This is a genomic window from Deinococcus sedimenti, from assembly GCF_014648135.1.
GTDB classification, from domain to species: Bacteria; Deinococcota; Deinococci; order Deinococcales; family Deinococcaceae; genus Deinococcus; species Deinococcus sedimenti.
The window spans coordinates 1-16998 of sequence record NZ_BMQN01000018.1 but is presented as its reverse complement, the minus strand read 5'-3'; the positions used below and the strand labels follow the sequence as shown (position 1 = coordinate 16998).

21 protein-coding genes and 3 pseudogenes are annotated in these 16998 nt (G+C 67.9%); 18 read left to right on the top strand and 6 right to left on the bottom strand.

All coding sequences use genetic code 11. From position 1 onward, the window contains the following. Positions 1–10: 10 nt before the first annotated feature. Positions 11–1195, bottom strand: coding sequence for an urea ABC transporter substrate-binding protein (gene urtA, locus IEY69_RS18560; RefSeq protein ID WP_189074627.1), 1185 nt, complete (start codon positions 1193–1195; stop codon positions 11–13). Between the two features lie 245 nt (positions 1196–1440). Here urtA and IEY69_RS18555 point away from each other — a divergent pair, with 245 nt between their 5' ends. Next, a complete protein-coding gene (locus tag IEY69_RS18555; protein WP_189074626.1) occupies positions 1441–2127 on the top strand; it encodes an urease subunit beta in 687 nt (228 codons plus the stop codon). 166 nt (positions 2128–2293) lie between these two features. Then, positions 2294–4015, top strand: coding sequence for an urease subunit alpha (gene ureC / locus IEY69_RS18550; RefSeq protein WP_189074625.1), 1722 nt, complete (start codon positions 2294–2296; stop codon positions 4013–4015). Between the two features lie 17 nt (positions 4016–4032). Here the strand turns inward: ureC and IEY69_RS18545 are convergent, their stop codons facing one another. Beyond that, a complete protein-coding gene (locus IEY69_RS18545) occupies positions 4033–4257 on the bottom strand; it encodes a hypothetical protein (protein ID WP_189074624.1) in 225 nt (74 codons plus the stop codon). Here IEY69_RS18545 and IEY69_RS18540 point away from each other — a divergent pair. From IEY69_RS18540 to IEY69_RS18500, 9 genes and pseudogenes are all read left to right on the top strand, one after another. Continuing rightward, positions 4256–4657, top strand: coding sequence for a hydrogenase maturation nickel metallochaperone HypA/HybF (locus tag IEY69_RS18540; RefSeq protein WP_229784110.1), 402 nt, complete (start codon positions 4256–4258; stop codon positions 4655–4657). The two genes, IEY69_RS18545 and IEY69_RS18540, sit on opposite strands and share 2 nt — an antisense overlap. Then, positions 4654–5316, top strand: a complete 663-nt coding sequence (hypB, locus tag IEY69_RS18535; protein ID WP_189074623.1) for a hydrogenase nickel incorporation protein HypB — start codon at positions 4654–4656, stop codon at positions 5314–5316. Before IEY69_RS18540 ends, hypB begins: the two co-directional genes overlap by 4 nt. Beyond that, positions 5313–5774, top strand: coding sequence for an urease accessory protein UreE (locus IEY69_RS18530; protein ID WP_189074622.1), 462 nt, complete (start codon positions 5313–5315; stop codon positions 5772–5774). Before hypB ends, IEY69_RS18530 begins: the two co-directional genes overlap by 4 nt. Continuing rightward, positions 5771–6415 carry an urease accessory protein UreF gene (locus IEY69_RS18525; protein WP_189074621.1) on the top strand — a complete coding sequence of 215 codons (645 nt, stop codon included), beginning with the start codon at positions 5771–5773 and terminating at the stop codon, positions 6413–6415. The genes IEY69_RS18530 and IEY69_RS18525 overlap by 4 nt, the downstream gene beginning before the upstream one ends. Before the next feature lie 31 nt (positions 6416–6446). Further along, positions 6447–7121 carry an urease accessory protein UreG gene (ureG, locus tag IEY69_RS18520; protein WP_189074620.1) on the top strand — a complete coding sequence of 225 codons (675 nt, stop codon included), beginning with the start codon at positions 6447–6449 and terminating at the stop codon, positions 7119–7121. A 53-nt stretch (positions 7122–7174) separates the two neighbouring features. Next, the gene (locus IEY69_RS18515; RefSeq protein WP_229784108.1) at positions 7175–7945 is read left to right on the top strand and encodes an urease accessory protein UreD; all 771 of its coding nucleotides are present in this window, start codon (positions 7175–7177) and stop codon (positions 7943–7945) included. Between the two features lie 68 nt (positions 7946–8013). After that, on the top strand, positions 8014–8910 hold the full coding sequence (locus tag IEY69_RS18510) for a metallophosphoesterase (RefSeq protein ID WP_189074619.1): 897 nt from the start codon (positions 8014–8016) through the stop codon (positions 8908–8910). 63 nt (positions 8911–8973) lie between these two features. Then, positions 8974–9054: pseudogene (locus tag IEY69_RS22135) on the top strand (hypothetical protein); the annotation flags it as partial. 9 nt (positions 9055–9063) lie between these two features. Then, complete coding sequence (locus IEY69_RS18500; protein WP_189074618.1) at positions 9064–9183, top strand: PxKF domain-containing protein; 120 nt, start codon at positions 9064–9066, stop codon at positions 9181–9183. A gap of 40 nt (positions 9184–9223) precedes the next feature. On the opposite strand, the gene IEY69_RS18495 is transcribed toward IEY69_RS18500, so the two are convergent. Both IEY69_RS18495 and IEY69_RS18490 read right to left on the bottom strand, forming a co-directional pair. Further along, entirely contained in the window at positions 9224–9934 is a 711-nt protein-coding gene (locus IEY69_RS18495; RefSeq protein ID WP_189074617.1) for an IS6 family transposase, read from the bottom strand. 3 nt (positions 9935–9937) lie between these two features. Then, entirely contained in the window at positions 9938–10153 is a 216-nt protein-coding gene (locus tag IEY69_RS18490) for a hypothetical protein (protein WP_189074616.1), read from the bottom strand. Positions 10154–10359: 206 nt separating this feature from the next. Here IEY69_RS18490 and IEY69_RS18485 point away from each other — a divergent pair, with 206 nt between their 5' ends. Then, positions 10360–10551 (top strand): hypothetical protein, encoded by a 192-nt coding sequence (locus IEY69_RS18485; protein WP_189074615.1) that lies wholly within the window; start codon positions 10360–10362, stop codon positions 10549–10551. 158 nt (positions 10552–10709) lie between these two features. Beyond that, complete coding sequence (locus tag IEY69_RS18480) at positions 10710–11390, top strand: hypothetical protein (RefSeq protein ID WP_189074614.1); 681 nt, start codon at positions 10710–10712, stop codon at positions 11388–11390. A 248-nt stretch (positions 11391–11638) separates the two neighbouring features. Here IEY69_RS18480 and IEY69_RS18475 read toward each other — a convergent pair whose 3' ends face one another. Continuing rightward, complete coding sequence (locus tag IEY69_RS18475; protein WP_229784107.1) at positions 11639–12106, bottom strand: MepB family protein; 468 nt, start codon at positions 12104–12106, stop codon at positions 11639–11641. 187 nt (positions 12107–12293) lie between these two features. On the opposite strand from IEY69_RS18475, the gene IEY69_RS18470 reads away from it, so the two are divergent. The 3 genes from IEY69_RS18470 (at position 12294) to IEY69_RS18460 (ending at position 14964) form a co-directional block, all read left to right on the top strand. After that, positions 12294–12608 carry a YciI family protein gene (locus tag IEY69_RS18470; RefSeq protein WP_189074612.1) on the top strand — a complete coding sequence of 105 codons (315 nt, stop codon included), beginning with the start codon at positions 12294–12296 and terminating at the stop codon, positions 12606–12608. 823 nt (positions 12609–13431) lie between these two features. Continuing rightward, positions 13432–14046 carry an HD domain-containing protein gene (locus IEY69_RS18465; protein ID WP_189074611.1) on the top strand — a complete coding sequence of 205 codons (615 nt, stop codon included), beginning with the start codon at positions 13432–13434 and terminating at the stop codon, positions 14044–14046. Between the two features lie 468 nt (positions 14047–14514). After that, positions 14515–14964 carry a hypothetical protein gene (locus tag IEY69_RS18460; RefSeq protein WP_189074610.1) on the top strand — a complete coding sequence of 150 codons (450 nt, stop codon included), beginning with the start codon at positions 14515–14517 and terminating at the stop codon, positions 14962–14964. Between the two features lie 136 nt (positions 14965–15100). On the opposite strand, the pseudogene IEY69_RS21840 reads toward IEY69_RS18460, so the two are convergent. Beyond that, positions 15101–15477, bottom strand: a pseudogene (locus IEY69_RS21840) (transposase); the annotation flags it as partial. A 131-nt stretch (positions 15478–15608) separates the two neighbouring features. On the opposite strand from IEY69_RS21840, the pseudogene IEY69_RS18455 reads away from it, so the two are divergent. Further along, positions 15609–16453: pseudogene (locus tag IEY69_RS18455) on the top strand (IS4 family transposase); the annotation flags it as partial. 83 nt (positions 16454–16536) lie between these two features. Continuing rightward, positions 16537–16983, top strand: a complete 447-nt coding sequence (locus tag IEY69_RS18450) for an HAD family hydrolase (protein ID WP_189074609.1) — start codon at positions 16537–16539, stop codon at positions 16981–16983. Positions 16984–16998: the final 15 nt, after the last annotated feature.

The window sequence follows — 16998 nt, the reverse complement described above, 5'->3', positions numbered from 1 at the left end:
CCGGGGCGGCTTACGGGCAGGTCTTGCCGGGGAAGGCGAGCGTGTCGTACGGTTCGGGTTTCACGACGCCCTTGCTCTGCGCGACGACCTTGAACTGCCCGCCGGCGCCGGAGACGCCGGTGTACACGGCCTGCGTGAGGCTGCCGTTGGGCGCGACGGTGATCTTGCCGAGTGGGCTGTCCATGCTGATGCCCACGATGGCCTTGCGGACCGCCATAGGGTCGAAGGACTTGGCCTTCTCGACGGCGGCCTTCCACAGGTACACGTCCATGTACGCGTGCGCCATGGGGTCGGTGATGGCGGCATCCTTGCCGTATTTCTTCTGGTACGCGGCGACGAACTTTCTGTTGGCGGGGTTCGGGAGGCTCTGGAAATAATTCCAGGTGGCGTACTGGCCGTTCAGGAGCCCCGTGCCGATGGCCTGCGCTTCCTGCTCGGCGATGGAGAAGGAGATTACGGGCAGGGTGCTGGCCTTGTACCCGGCGGCCTGGTACTGCTTGAAGAACGACACGTTGGAGTCGCCGTTCAGGGTGTTGATGATCACGTCGGGTTTGGCGGCCTTGATCTTGTTGATGACAGAACTGAATTCGGTGCCGCCCAGCGCGACGTACTCCTCGCCGGACAGGGTGGCTTTCTTCGCGGTGATGTGTTTTTTCAGGATGAGGTTGGCGGTGCGCGGGTACACGTAGTCGCTGCCGAGCAGGAAGATCTTCTTGTAGCCCTTGCTCAGCGCCCATTCCAGGGCGGGCAGCGCCTGCTGGTTGGGTTGAGCGCCGGTGTAGATGATGTTGGGGCTGCACTCGTTGCCCTCGAACTGCACGGGGTAGAACAGCAGGCCGCCATTCTTCTCGAACACCGGGAGCATGGATTTACGGCTGGCGCTGGTCCACCCGCCGAACACGGTGGCGACCTTGTCCTGGGTCAGGAGTTTTTCGGCCTTGGTGGCGAAGGTCGGCCAATCGCTGGCGCCGTCCTCCTTGACGACCACGATCTTCCTGCCCATCACGCCGCCCGCCGCGTTGATCTCGTCGATGGCGAGTTGCGCGGCGTTAGCGACGGTGATCTCGCTGATGGCCATGGTGCCGGTGAGCGAGTGCAGGATGCCGACCTTCACGGCGCCCTGGGCGCTGGCGCTGCTGGCGGCGGCGAGAACGAGGCTGAGGGTGGTGGTGCAGACGGAACGGAGCTTGCTCATGAGGGTCTCCTTCTGGGTGCGCGTTGCACGCACCGGCGCTGCCTTGCGGTGGATGGTAGTCTTTTTCTGCGTTTTGTTCAAGATTTTCTTAACAGATTGCGCAGATGGGCGAACTATAGAAGTGACCCCGCCCCCCGACATGCAAGTTGTTTAGAAAAACGAGCGTTCCTTGACGCCTGGACGGGTACGCTGCACCCTGACAAGCCGTCACAACCGTCCACACCCACCCAGGAGGCCCCGCCGGGATGCAACTCACCGAACGAGAACGCGACAAACTCCTGATCCACGCCGCCGCCCAGCTTGCCCAGGGCCGCCGCGCCCGCGGCCTGAGACTCAACCACCCGGAAGCCGTGGCGTTCATCACCTCCGCCGTTCTGGAGGGCATCCGCGACGGCCGCCATGTCGAGGACCTGATGAGCTGGGGCGCCACGCTCCTCACCCCGGACGACGTCATGGACGGCGTGCCCGAACTGATTCACGACATCCAGGTCGAGGGGACCTTCCCTGACGGCACCAAACTGGTGACCATCCACGACCCCATCCGCGGCGCAGCCAGCCGCGTCGTGCCCGGCGAGTACCTGCTGGAAGACGGCGAGATCGAACTGAACGCCGGGCGGCCCGTCACGCCCCTCACCGTCGCCAACCGCGCCGACCGCCCCATCCAGGTCGGCAGTCACTTCCACTTCTTCGAGGTGAACGCCGGACTGCACTTCGACCGCGAGGCCGCGTACGGCCAGCGCCTGAACATCCCCGCCGGCACCGCGGTGCGCTTCGAACCCGGCGAGGAACGCGACATCGAACTCGTGCCGCTGGGCGGCACCCGCGAAGTGCACGGCATGAACGCGCTGGTCAGCGGCGAACTGGACGACACGGGCATGAAAGACGCTGCACTCGGGCGGGCCAGGGAACAGGGATTTGGGGGGGCGGAATGAGCGGGTGCGTGCCGCGCAAACCCCTCCGCCCTGCGGGCACCTCCCCTCAAGGGGAGGCAAGGATGTGCTCGTTGGCTCCCCTTGACTTGCAAAGCTCCGCAGGAGAGGGGAGCTGGCCGCGAAGCGGACTGAGGGGTTCACCTTCGACCCAACCGGAGGTTTCCTCATGCGTGTAACCCGGAAGCAGTACGCCGACCTGTACGGCCCCACGGTGGGCGACCGCGTCCGCCTGGGTGATACGGGCCTGCTGATCGAGGTGGAGCGGGACTTCACCACGTACGGCGAGGAGGTGAAGTTCGGCGGCGGGAAGGTCATCCGCGACGGCCTGGGGCAGAGCAGCACCGCCACCCGCCAGGACGCGAACGTGCCCGATCTGGTCATCACGAACGCGCTGATTCTCGACCACTGGGGCGTCGTGAAGGCGGACGTGGGCGTGAAGAACGGGCGCATCACGGCCATCGGGAAGGCCGGGAATCCCGGCACGCAGGACGGCGTGACCAGCGGCCTAACGATCGGGGCGAGCACAGAGATCATCGCGGGTGAGGGACACATCCTCACGGCGGGCGGCGTGGACACGCACATTCACTTCATCGCGCCGCAGCAGTGCTGGACGGCGCTGGAGTCGGGCGTGACGACCATGATCGGCGGCGGCACCGGCCCCACGGCGGGCACGTCGGCGACGACCTGCACGCCGGGCGAGTGGCACATTCACCGCATGCTGGAATCCCTGGCGGGCCTGCCGCTGAACTTCGGGCTGCTGGGCAAGGGGAACGCCAGCACGCAGCCTCCGCTGGCGGAGCAGATCCGCGCCGGGGCGCTGGGCCTGAAACTGCACGAGGACTGGGGCACCACGCCCGCCGCCATCCACGCCGCCCTGAGCGTCGCCGAGGACTTCGACATCCAGGTCGCCATCCACACCGACACGCTGAACGAGTCGGGGTTCGTCGAGGACTCCATCCGGGCGTTCGCGGGCCGCACCATCCACACCTTCCACACCGAGGGCGCCGGGGGCGGGCACGCGCCGGACATCATCAAGGTCGCGGGCCTGCCGAACGTCCTGCCGAGCAGCACCAACCCGACTATGCCGTTCACGGTGAACACCATCCACGAGCACCTCGACATGCTGATGGTCTGTCACCACCTCAGCCCGCGCATTCCCGAGGACGTGAGTTTTGCCGAGAGCCGCATCCGCCCCGAGACGATCGCCGCCGAGGACGTCCTGCACGATCTGGGCGTGTTCAGCATGATGAGCAGCGACAGTCAGGCGATGGGCCGCGTGGGCGAGGTCATCACCCGCACGTGGCAGACCGCGCACAAGATGAAACTCCAGCGCGGCCCCCTCGGCATCCCCGGCCTGGGTGCAGATACCCGCGCGGACAACCTGCGCGCCCGGCGGTACGTCGCCAAGTACACCATCAACCCCGCCGTCGCCCACGGCATCGCGCACGAGGTCGGCAGCGTGGAGGTCGGCAAACTGGCCGATCTGGTGCTATGGAAACCCGCCTTCTTCGGCGCGAAGACCGCGCTGGTGATCAAGGGCGGACTGGTGGTCGCCGCGCAGATGGGCGACGCGAACGCCAGCATCCCCACCCCGCAGCCCGTGTACCCCCGCCCGATGTTTGCCGCGCACGGGGGCGGGCCGGACGCCACCTGCCTGCACTTCGTCTCGCAGGCCAGCCTGCAGGAAGGAAACCTGCCGGACGTGGGCCGCCGCTACAGCGCCGTGCAGCACACCCGCGACATCGGCAAGCGGGACATGATCCTGAACGCCGAGACGCCCGACATTCACGTCAATTCCGAAACCTACGAGGTGCGCGTGAACGGCGAGGTCGTGACGTGCGAACCCCTCGACGACCTGCCACTCGCGCAGCGGTACTTCCTGTTCTGATGCGGGCCGCCCCTGCGTCAGCGGTTCTGGCGGGACTGGCGTTCGTTGCCGCGCCGGTAGTTGCCGGTGGCGCGGGCGAGGAGCTGCTGACGGGCGTCCTCGTCGGGAGCGCCGTTCAGGGCGGCGCGCAGGGTCGTGGCGCGCTCGCCGCCCACTTCGACGACGACGGTGCCGCCGCGCGAGATGCGCAGCAGGCCGCTCTTGGTGACCTGAACGTGGAAGGGGTCGTCGTGGAGGCCCATGCGGGCACTGTACTGCGCGGGCCGGGGGGCGGCGGACATGCATGAGGCGTCCATTGCCCTGTCACTGATCGATGTGGCGTCGGAGGTGCTGCGTGAGCACGGCGCGGCGCGGGCGTCGGCGCTGACGGTGCGGGTGGGTCAGTGGTCGAGCGTGGTGCCGGAGGCGTTGACGGCGGCCTTTCCGGCGTGCGCGGCGGGAACGGGGCTGGAGGGCGCGCGCCTGAGCGTGGTGACGGTGCCGGGCGTGGGCGAGTGCCCGGTGCATGGGCGCGTGACGCTGGACGTGACGCGGGGTCTGCGCTGCCCTGAGTGCGGCGCGCCGACGCCGACGCTGCTGGCGGGCGATGAACTGGAGCTGGACGAGCTCGAACTGGTGGAACCTGATCTGGAGGACGTATGACGGTAGCGAATCCGCGCATCGTGACGGTGCGGCAGAACATCCTGAAGGCGAACGACCACACGGCGGCCGAGAACCGCGCCACCTTCACGGCGGCGGGCGTGCGGGCCATCAATCTGGCCAGCAGTCCCGGTGCAGGCAAGACGGCGCTGCTGGAGCGCACGCTGCGGGACCTGGCGGGGCAGATGAGCATGGCGGTCGCGGTGGGGGACCTCGCGACCGAGAACGACGCGGCGCGGCTGCGGCAGCACGGCGCGCAGGCCGAGCAGATCGTCACGGGCACCATCTGCCATCTGGACGCGGCGATGGTGCAGGCGGTGCTGCCGCGCTTCGATCTGGCGGGGCTGGAGGTGCTGTTCCTGGAGAACGTGGGGAACCTCGTGTGCCCCAGTTCGTACGATCTGGGCGAGGCGGCCCGCGCGGTGCTGATCAGCACGACCGAGGGCGAGGACAAGCCGCTCAAGTACCCGACGATGTTCAACACGGCGGACGTGGTGGTGATCACGAAGATGGACCTGGCGGACGCGGTGGGGTTCGACCGTGACCTGTGCCGGGAGAACATCGACCGGGCGCGGCCCGGCGTGCCGGTGATCGAACTCAGCAGCCGCAGCGGCGCGGGCCTGGACGCGTGGTTCGCGTTCGTGCGGGGCGAGCCGACGTGACCCGCCTGACCGGGCTGCGCCGCCCGCTGCTGCCCGCAGCCACCGCACCCGGCGGCCCCGGCGGCGCGGCCGTGCCGGTGACGGTGCCGATGACGGCCGTGGATCGCCGCCGGGTGCGCCGCCGCCTGACGGCGCCCGACGGTGTGGAATTGCGCCTGGCCTACCCGACCGGCACGGTCCTGACGCCGGGCACGTGCCTGCATGAGCAGGCGGGCGTGCAGTACGTGGTGGTGGCCGCCTCGGAGGACGTCGCGGTGATTCACCCCCGGACCCTGGCGGAGGCGGCGGCACTGGGCCACGCGGTCGGGAATCTGCACCGGGACCTCGTGACGGACGGCCCGGCGTTCCTGGCGCTGTGGGACGCGCCGCTGGAGCTGCTGCTCACGCGGCTGGGCGTGCCGTTCACGCGGGACTTCCGCGCCTTTCACGGCCGTCCCAGCTGGGAGCACGCGGGATGAGCCTGCTGCGGCTGCTGCAGCTGGCCGACACGGCCTTTCCGGCCGGTGCCTACGCGTTCAGTGACGGTCTGGAAACCCTGACGCAGCGCGGCGAGGTCCGCACGCCCGGCGACCTGACGGCATTTCTGGCGGGGCAACTGACGCACGGGTGGGGGGCGCAGGACGCGTCAGCCTGTGCGCTGGCGTGGGGCGCCGACCGCGGCACGCTGGCGGAGCTGGACGACCTCCTGGACGACCTGAAGCTCGTGCCGGGGCTGCGCGCGTCGAGCACGCGGGTCGGCGCGAACCTGCGCCGAGCCGCCACGCACCTCTGGCCGGACGTCGTGGCGACCCTGCCCACCACACGGCACCACGCGATCACCTTCGGCGTGCTCGGGCACGCCCTCTGCACGCCGCGCGCGGACACCGTCACGGCGTTCGTGAGCGGCTGGCTGCTGGGCCGCGCCACCTCCGCCACGCGCCTGATGAAACTCGGTGGGCTGGACGCCCAGCGCTGCGCCGCCCACTGTGAACCGGCCGCGCAGGCGTGCATCCACGCGGCCCTGCACGCCACGCCGGATGACCTCTGCACCTTTACCCAGCACCTGGACGTCGCCGCCAGTGAGCAGCCCGGCCTGAACGCGCGACTCTTCCAGACGTGACCCTCCCCGACCTGAACCTCAAGGAGACCCCATGACCCACCTCAACCCCTCCTCTCCCCTGCGGATCGGCGTGGGCGGCCCGGTCGGCAGCGGCAAGACGGCGCTGCTGGAGGCGCTGTGCCGCGCGCTGCGGGACCGCTACGAGCTGGCCGTGATCACGAACGACATCTACACCTTCGAGGACCAGCGGATCCTGACGGCGGCGGCCGCGCTGCCCGCCGACCGCATCCGGGGCGTGCAGACGGGCGGCTGCCCGCACACCGCGATCCGCGAGGACACCTCGCTGAATCAGGAGGCGGCCGAGGCCCTCAGCGCGGCCTACCCCGGCCTGGACCTGCTGTTCATCGAGTCTGGCGGGGATAATCTGGCGTCCTCGTTCTCCCCGGAGCTGGTGGACGCGTGGATGTTCGTGCTGGACGTGTCCGGCGGCGAGAAGGTCCCGCGCAAGGGCGGGCCCGGTGTGCGTGCCAGTGACCTGCTGGTGATCAACAAGACGGACCTCGCGCCGCTGGTCGGGGCGGACCTGCGCGTGATGGACGCCGACGCGCGGGCCGGGCGCACGGTGGGCGGCGAGGTGCGGCCCTTCGTGTTCACGAACCTCAAGAGCGGCGAGGGACTGGCGGACGTGATCGCGTGGATCGAGCATGACCTGCTGTTCCGGGACGTGCCGCCGCCCCGGCTGGGCTGGCAGGGAGCACCGGTCTGAGCCTGCGTTCCGGGAGCGACGGCCCAGGCCTGCTGGCCCGCACGCGCACGGGTGTGCTGCACCTGCACTTCGGGGTGCGGGGCGGGCGCACCGCGCTGCTGCGGGATACGCAGAAGGCACCGCTGATGGTCATCCGGCCCTTCGAACTGCCGTGCGGGACGCTGATGGTCTTCATCGTGAATCCGACCGGGGGCGTGCTGGGCGGCGATCACGCCGAGATCCGCGTGACGGTGGAGGGCGGCGCGCGGGTGCTGATCCTCACGCAGTCCGCGACGCGCGTTCAGCCGTCGCCGGACGGTCGGCCCGCCACACAGGACATCCGGTTTCAGGTGGCGGCGGGCGCGCGGCTGGAATTCCACCCGGAACGCACGATTCCCTTCGCGGACAGCGCGTTCGCGCAAACCCTGACGGCCGAGCTGGAGGTCGGCGCGCAGTTCGCGCTGACCGAGACGCTCGCGTCGGGCCGCGTGCAGACCGGCGAGCGGCTGGCCTTCGCGTCGTTCGAGAGCCGCGTGCAGGTGAGCGTCGCGGGGCGGCGTGTGTACCTCGACCGGCAGCGCCTCTTACCGGGCGAATTCACCCGCGCGCCGGGCGTGTGGGCCGGGCAGGACTATCAGGCGTCCGGGGTATTCGTGGGCGGCCCGGTCCCGGCGGACCTGCCGGGCGTGCCGGGCCTGCTGGCCTCCGGCATATCCGCGGGCGGCGCGGTGTGGCTGCGTGGCGTGGCGACCAGGGGACCGGACCTGGACCGGGCGCTGCTGGGCGCACGCGAGTCCCTGCGGCGGCAGCTGTGGGGCGCGCCGCCCGTGCAGGTACGGCGCTGACCGGTCGGCGGGCCGGTCGGCACGCGCGGTGACGGTCCGGGCCCCCTGCGTCCAGTACGCTGGGCGGCATGTTCCGCAGGGCTCTCGCCACCACCATCGGCTGGACTGCAGCGGGCGCGCTGGCGCTGGGTGTGGCCAACACGTACCGCTTCCAGACCACCACGCACCGCGCCGCCCTGCCCGGCCTGACGCGACCCGTGCTGATCGCGCACCTGAGCGACCTGCACTACGGCGTGTTCATGCGGCGCCGGTCCGTGCGGCGCTGGGTGCAGGCCACCCGCGCGGCACGCCCGGACGTCATCGTCGTGACCGGTGACTTTCTGGACAGCGGGGTCGGGCGGCGGCGGCACGGGAAGCTCCTGGCGGAACTCGCGCAGCTGCGCGCGCCGCTCGGCGTGTACGCCGTGTGGGGCAACCACGACTGGACCAGCCTGAACACGAACGCCACGCGGCAGCAGTTCGCCGAGCAGCTGACCCGCGTGGGCGTGCGCCTGATCAACAACGCGGGCGTGCAGGTGCGGGACGATCTGTTCGTGGCGGGCGTGGACGACTGGTGGTTCGGGCAGCAGGACCTGGACGCCGCGCTGCGGGATCACGCGGGGGGAGCAGTGGTGCTTCTGGCGCACAACCCGGACTACCTGTCGCAGGTCCCGGCGTGGGTGGGCCTGACCCTGAGTGGCCACACGCACGGCGGGCAGGTGCGCCTGCCGCTGGTCGGGCCGCTGAAGCGGCGCAGCACGCTGCTGAACGTCCTGCGCGGGTGGGTGCGGGGCGACCGGGTGGTGCAGTCCCCCGCCGAGGGCACCCCGGGGGTCACGCCGGGCGGGCAGGCGCTGGGCTTCGTGTCGCGCGGGCTGGGCGTGACGGGCGTGCCGCTGCGGTGGGACTGCCCGGCGGAACTCGCGCTGCTGGACCTGCACGCGCCGCAGGAGCCCGGATCGGCTCAGGTGACCATCACGGCCTGACCCGGCGCGGCGATGTGCAGGTGACGGTCGTCAGTTCAGGTCCAGGTACCGGGCGAGGCCCTCGGAAGTCACCTGAAGGTCGGCACCACCACCCCCACCTGCACCGCCACCGACGGCGCCGGCAACATCGCCAGCGGCACGTTCCCCATCAACGTGACGTACGCGTTCACCGGGTTCTTCCAGACGGTCGACATGAGCGGCGTCGTGAACACCGTCAAGGCCGGGAGTGCCGTGCCGATCAAGTTCAATCTCGGCGGGGTTCTGGCAACTTAACCTCGGCGGGGCCGAAAGGGCACAGCAGGTCGCTTGAGAATCAAGCGACCTGCTGCATCACCTCTCGCCAGAGGCGAAGTGTCTCGGTCTGGTTGCGTCGTCGAAGTCCGGCGGAAACGGTTGTTCGGGTGTGGCGGTGAAGGTTCGAGACTCGGGCATGCAGGGCAAGGAATTCCTGCGTTCTCTCTCGTCGTTTGAACCCCAGTTGACTTCGCTCCTGTTGCCGTGTGGGTCGATGAGACTGCTCAATCAGGTTGTTGCACCGGGCCGCAGACACGACCTGGACGTGCTCCACGTTGTGGAGCACGGGAAGTGCCCGCATAGCCGCGCCATAGCTCCACAGCTTGTCGGTGTGGATGGCCTCTGGGACTTCAAACTCACCGAGCAGGCGGGTGAAGAAGGTTCGGGCGGCCACTGTGTCCCGGTGAGGCTGAAGCAGGATGTCGAGGACGGCTCCTTCCTCATCCACCGCCCTCCAGAGCCAGTGTTTTTGTCCACCGATCTCGACGTACACCTCATCCAAGAACCACCGGGAACCCCGGCGGGGTTCCCGGTGGCGCAGTTCCTGCGTCAGCAGGGGAGCGAACTTGATGTTCCATTGCCGCAGCGTTTCGTGACTGACCACGATGCCACGCTCGTGCAGCAGTTCCTGAACGTCACGCTGGCTGAGGGGGAAGCGATGGTACAGCCGCAGAGCGTAGCCGATCACGCTGAGGGGAAAACGGTGGCGGTAGGGCTTCCGATCACTCACAGCTCACCAACCTACCGAGATTAAGTTGCCAGAACCCTCGGAGGAACTGGACGGTCCACGCAAGCCCATCAGGTCCAACTCCCACAGAAACTGCTCGCAGAGCGCGTCGTCCAGCACATGAACCGACGCCAGCGGACCGGCCTCCTCCAGCGTCTCACACGTCCACGCCTGCACGGCCCCTTCCGGCGACACCACCTGCAACCGCACCAGGCCGCTCATCAGAATGTCGAGTCGGACTCCGGCCCCCTCACAGTCCGGCGAGGGCACGTGCACGAGGGCCCGCCGAACGTCCCTGCGGTCACTAAGGTCAGCCATGTTCGGTCCCAGCCTACCGCCGCCCTGGCCCACGCCCACCACGGTTCCGTCAACCCTGACCACCTTGCACGCCACGCCCTGCACAGGCCATCCTGAAGCGGGAGGCTGCCGTGACCCAACTGCTCCGTGACCTGCTCACCGACCCAGAACTCCTCCAGCACACCCTTCAGCCCCGCCCCACCACCGAACACGAAACGCAGGAATGGTGCCCGGAATGCGAGCAGTACGTTCCGGAGCTGATCTACGTCATCTGCCTGAACTGCCTCGACGATCACGACCCCGACGACACTGAATCACCTTAGGGGCGAAAACAGGCCGTACTGGGCCGCAATGCCTTCCTGGTCGCCTTGTTCTGGCACCCGCGAAGAGCGCAGAGGGTTCGCGTTCATCCTGCATGCGCCGCCGCTGGCAGCGTGCAAACGCGTCCTCTCTGCCTGACCCGCGCCCCTATGATGCGCTGATGCCTATGCGAGCCCCCCTCATCGCCCTCGTTCTCGGCGCCTTCATGACCGGCGCCCTGGCCACCTCGGCCGTCAAGGCCAGCCAGAAGACCCAGAGCTCTGCGACCACCACCGCGCTCAACCCGAAGGCGCTGGCGGAGCCCAGCTTCCCCACACCGGTCGCCGGTGAGCCGATCCTGGCGGGTGCCGAAGCCCTGATCGCCCGCAGCGGCTACACGCTGATGGGGACCCAGCACGAGACCCTCGAAAGCGGCGCCGAGCAGTACCGTTACGCGTTCGGGGCCCCAGGCGCCGACGTGGAAGAAGACCCCGTGCTGTGGGGCCTGAGCGCCGAGGTCAACCAGGGCGTGCTGACGGCCCTGGGCTTCACCTTCGCGCGCCCCGGGCCGGCGTCAGCCCGGCCCAAGAATCCCTGGACGTTTGACGCGCTACAGGACGCACCCCACGAGCAGCGCCTGGTGGTGGACCTACTGCGCGTCACCCAACCCAACATCTACCCCGCCATGGTCTACGCCGCGATGGCTCAGGGGGTGGGTGAGGCGTGCTCGGCGAGACCCGAGCAGCAGCGCAAGCTCCCATCAAAGGGCACCTGGTCGGTGTACGCCTGCCACAGCAAGGACGAGTTGCGCGCCTGGATGACCCGGCCACTGCCGCCCCTGGAGCTGCGCACCCTGCCCTGAGGCACTCCACGGGCCTGACGAAAATCGCCACCCACCAGGAGCCGACCTTCGAGTGGACCGAATCACGGTCACGCTCAACGGGGGGATGCCTCTGGTTTCGTCTGGAGGGCTCGTCCCAGACGCCGCCGGCCACAGTGAGACTCATCCGGGCAGAACCTCTTGATTCCACTGGCGCAGGCCCGCTTTCATGACGGGGAGGCCAGCCTGGGCGGATCTGCCTGGTGCCCGTGACGCGTTCTGAAGAGGCGTCAGCCAAGAAGCTCCTTCAAACGGGCTGAATCCACGCCGCCCGCTTCTGAAAGAGAAACAAAGGATCTCTGCTGCCACTGCTGGGTCTTCACGGCCTCCCTCGATAGGGGGTTGCTCCAGGGAGGGTAGATGCGCAGAGCACGCTTTCCACCTTGCCCTGAGACCGAAAACACCCCTCGCTCCACCATGGTCTTCTGGTCGAAGATGAACTGGCCCTGCTCTCCACCGCACGCACTGTGAATCACCACACCGTCGACAGGGTCGCTCGCATCGAAGGGCACAATCTTAGCCGTCATGGCGTTGCGCTTCCAGAGCGTGACGAACTGGCCGAGTTTCGTGGGGGTCGTTTTCGCCACTCGAAAGATCACGTTCCGACCGCCAACGCCAAAGGTTGAGGCGCCATATTCGACGCTTTCCGGCTCTTGAATGACGGGGCTCGACAGGGCCAGGCCAGCCCTCTCATACACGTCACGAATGAGCGCGGCGGGGTCGAGCGGGCTCGCATCGTGTGTTTTTAAATGCAGATCTCTCCTTGAACAGCGGTCGACATGACCAGACCCTACTGTCCGTTCCCGACAGGACCTGACGTGAATTCGGGCCTCTGGCCGGTGCCACAATGACGCCACGTCGCCCCAGGCGGCCCGGAGGGTGCCCATGTTTCTTGTCGTTCTGCAGTACGTTCAGCCGCTCGCCCTCATCGACCAGGCCCTGGAGGCCCACCGCGCCTTTCTCGACCGGCAGTACGCCGCAGGCGTCTTCCTCGCCTCCGGGCCGCTGGTGCCCCGGACCGGCGGGGTCATCCTGGCCACCGGGGTGGGCCGACTGGACCTCGAGGCGGTACTGGCGGAAGATCCCTTTGCGCAGGCCAAGCTCGCGGACTACCAGATTCTCGAGTTCGAGCCGAACCGGGCTGCACCGGGGGCCGAAGTGCTGCTTCGTCCGGAGGTCGCGCGCAGCACGGGGCCCTGAGGAGGCGACTCGCCTCGACCCACCCTGGTGAGCGGAGAGGCAGACGTGGGGTGAGGAGGACTGGGACCGCACTGTGCTCATTGAATTCCCCACGCCTTCTTGAGGAGGTCATGGACCAGCGCAGCCTTTCCCCATGCCCGAGCTGTTCGGCGCAACGGTCCACTCTGATGCGCGGTGGCCTTAGCATGGTCGGGATGGTGCCGTCCTCGTTCACGCACACCCTGCACGTGGAGGAACACCACTGGTCAACCCCCTGGAGTGAGCGGGTGTTGTTCGGCCTCTGGCTTGTTCTGCTCTTCGCGTTCGCCACGCGACCAGGACAACCCCTGGACGGAACGACGGCGGGACCACAGTTCGCTCAGTTCTTCTTCATGTCGCTGGGAACGATCTGCAGCCTCTGGCTGGCGTGGCGGTGGGGCAGTCGGCGGGTGTTCCAGTGGCTGGGGTGGCCCGCCGCGTTTTCAGGATGGGCTGAGGTCGTGGTCAGCGCGCAGGGCATCGAGGTCGCGGGGTGCGGTCTCATGTCGTGGCGGGACATTGACGCCGTGAGGCACAACTGGACGCAACAGCGTTTCTGGCTCAGCCGCCGTGGCCGGTACGGGCGGATGACGTTTGGCCCAGTCCCTGACAATAAAAGGTACGTCTACCCGCTGCTGGACACGTACTTGATGGCCGCAAAAACCCCGGAACCACCAGCGTAGACCCCCTGGACCGGCGTCAAGTGGAATCGTTCTGGAAGCCTCAGTTGCGTCGGGAGTGGGGGCCGTCCCGGTCAGGTGGCCGCGCGTTCCTTCGCCCTGGACCCGCTCGGGTAGCGTGACGCATGCCCCGGTTGGATGACCAGATCGCGTTCCTCCTCACCTGCGACCACCTCAAGCGCGTGAACCGGACCACCCGGTTGCACGACGACAGCCGGGTCGAGAACAGCGCCGAGCACTCCTGGCACGTGGCCTTGATGGCCCTCACGCTTGGCGAGTACGCGCCGGCCGGCACGAACCTGAACCGGGTGGTGGAATTGTTGCTGGTGCATGACCTGGTCGAGATCTACGCCGGCGACACCTTCTTCGACGTGACGGGTGACGCGCAGGCCCACCAGGCACAGCGTGAGCAGCAGGCGGCGGATCGTCTGTTCGCTGTGCTGCCCGACGACCAGCGGGGCCACTGGCAGGGCCTGTGGCAGGAGTTCGAAGCCCGGCAGTCCCCGGAAGCGCGTTTCGCCCGGGCCATTGACGCCCTGCAGCCGATGCTGCTGTCCTGGGGCGCCGGTGGCGTGGGCTGCACGGATCGGCATCCTGACCTGACCCGCGAGCGCCTGCTGCGCCTCAAGCAGTCGAGTCTCGAGGCGTTCCCGGCGTTGTGGTCGTATGCAGAGTGCCTGTTGGACGCCGCCGTCGACGCGCAGATCCTGCCCACGGAAGCCCTGATGGTCAGCCGCTGACCGGAGTCCAGGCGTCAGGTCAGGGCAGGTCCCGTGCGGATCAGGCCGAATCAGGCAACGTGAACGTGAAGGTGCTGCCTTCGCCGGGCGCGGACGTGGCCCCGATCTGCCCCCCGTGCCGCACGAGCGCGAGGCCCACCTTCGGCTCCTCGGGGAACGCTGGCCCGGGTGGACGGTGAGTTACGCAGACAGCCCCTTACCTCAGCGGGATTGGGAGCACCTTCCCAGCCTGAGCTCGGTGCAGGTGTGGACAGCATTCATGACCCTGCCGCCGCCCCGGCTACAGGGGAACGCCAAGGACCGGTACGTGCCGGCCCTCCGAGGCTTATTCAAGGCTGGGGCGGACCAGTCCCCCAGGTGACCAGGCCGCAGCAAGGGAAAGCGGGGTCTACCCTCGACGTCCTTCCTGCAGGACGTCTTGCACACTTGACCAGTCCGGCGCCTGGGGCGCAGGAGACAATGGCCAGCATGACGACCTTCGAGAGCCTGGGCCGGGAGCAGCTGGAGGCCCTGGTCCGGCAGTGGCAGGGCCTGCTGGGCCTCAGCGACTGGACGATTCGCCTGGACCTCGTGACGTTCAAGCGCCCCTGGCAGAGCGGGGACATCAAGGTCGACCCCGTGCACAAGGCGGCCCTGCTGCTGCTGTCCGAGACGCCCTTCCGGGATGAGGAAGAGACCATCGTGCACGAGCTGGTGCACGTGGTGCTCTGGCCGCTGGACACGGCCGCGATGGACCTGACCGAAGCGGTCGGCCCGGCCGACTCCCCCGCGCGGGAATTCGCCCGGTCCACCGTCTTCCGCGCCCTGGAACCCGTCACGGAGCAGCTCACCCGGGCGCTGCTGAGTGCAAGGGGGAGGCCGAGCCAGCCGGCCTGGCGGGCCCTGGAGGCGGAAGCGGCCCCAAGGCTGACGCGGTGAATGACCGCGCTCCGTACTGGATGACGCGGTCCCTGCTCCAGGCGCTGTGACCAGACGTCCTGGTGTGGATGGACGGGGAGTGGCTCCCGACGGTGCCAGGCCACCTGGCTCGGGCCCAGGGTCTGTTTATCGATGAGAGCCACAGCATCACCGCTACGACCAAGACGACCGCGAGAAAGCAACGCCCGCGCTTCTCATAGCGTGTTGCCTACGCACGAAAATCTTTCATCCGGTTGATGCAGCGCTCCACCACCTGCCGTCCTCGGTAAGCCGCATGGTCAAACGCTGGTGGCCTTCCACCCGCGCTCCTCCGTTCGAGTCGCGTTCGCTTCGAATCTTCGCGTTCCGGGCACACACAGCGGATCCCTCGGCACATCAATTGCTGTCAGAAGACACGCGCTCCGTTAGCCCGATCTACGCGACGTACGAATGGACGCTTTCGAGGTCGACCAGACCCGGCACCGGGACCCGGATCGCATCCAGGACCGACAGCATGTAGGGCCCATCCTCAGCACCTGACACTTCGCAAGAAACGGCGTCCTGAACGCAGTGCGGCATGACAAAAAGCAGCATCTTGGTCTGTGACGATCCAAGGTTCTGCCCGCTTCCATGCTGACACGCTCGCGACCCACCTGAAAACCCACCTGCTTCCCCTGCTCCCCGACGGCAAGCTCACCCTGAGCATGGACCGGACGACGTGGCACTACGGCCAGACCCCGCTGAACATCCTGGTCCTGGGCGCCCTTCTGGCGGCGCGGTCATCCCCCTGGTGTGGTCGATCTTACCGCACCAGGGCAACAGCAGCACCGCGGCCCGCATCCTCCTGGTCGCCCGGGTCCTCAAGGTCCTGCCCGCCAAGCGCTGGGCCGTCTTGATCGCGGACCGGGAGTTCGTGGGGCAGGAGTGGTGCAGTTTTCTGCGCTGGAAACGCATCCGGCAGTGCCTGCGCATCCGGGAGAACACCCGCATCGAGGATGACCTGGCCCGAGATCTGTTCACCACCCTGCAACCGGGGGAAGTTCGCACGCTCTTCGAGCGCACCTGGGTGTACGGCGGATGGATGCACGTGGTCATCACCCTGTCCCCCGCGGGGGACAGGGTGATCGTCGCCTCGGATTTGCCCTTCCTGGACGTGCTGAGCACGTATCGTCTCCGCTGGGGGATCGAGTCCGCGTTCTCGTCGTTGAAGGGCCGCGGGCTGAACCTGGAGGCCACGGACATGACGGCGCCTGAGCGGATCTCCCGGCTGTTCGGGCTGCTGTGTGTCGCGCTGGCGTGGATGGCCCGGGTGGGCGCGCAGACCGTGCAAGAGAGCCCACAGCGGCAGGACAACCGGGGACGGGCGGTGGTCAGTCAGGTGCGCATCGGGTGGCAGGTGCTGAGTCAGGCCGTGCGGTGGGACGGGAAGGCCTTCTGGGTCTGCCTTGAGCTGCTCAGGACGCCTTTCCCGACCACCCACACGTCAAATTCCCGAAGTGTCAGGTGCTGAGCGGCTCGTCTTCGAATAGCTCTGCGTCTGGGTCGTTGCTCAGGATTTGTTCCTACTTGTCCTACAGACCCTAGCATGATTGAATGCTGCCCCCCTTCCGTCCCGCGCTCCTCGCTTTCGATCTGGACGGCACGCTGATTCCCGATCAGGACAAGAATCTGAACGTGGAAACGTCAGCCCTCCTGGCGGAACTTCGCACTCTGGATCTCAAATTGGCGGTCATCACCGGGCGGGACGGCTTGTCTGACCGGGTACGCGAGGAAGCCTGCCTACATGCTGAAGCGGCCAACAACGGTGGAACCATTCGCATCGGGGATGAGATCATTCACACGGAGAAGCTGGCCCCCGAAGACCTTGACCTGCTGCTCAATCACGGGCTGGATGGTGGCGAAATCGTCATAAGCGGTGAGGGCGGATACGCTGTGCCTGAAAACAGCGCGGCTCCGAGGGAATGGATGGAGAAACACGGAGTCACTTACCTGGGTAGTTGGCTGGAACTATGCCCGACAGGAGACGCCCTGCGGCCGTGAGAGCCAGTCCCGCAC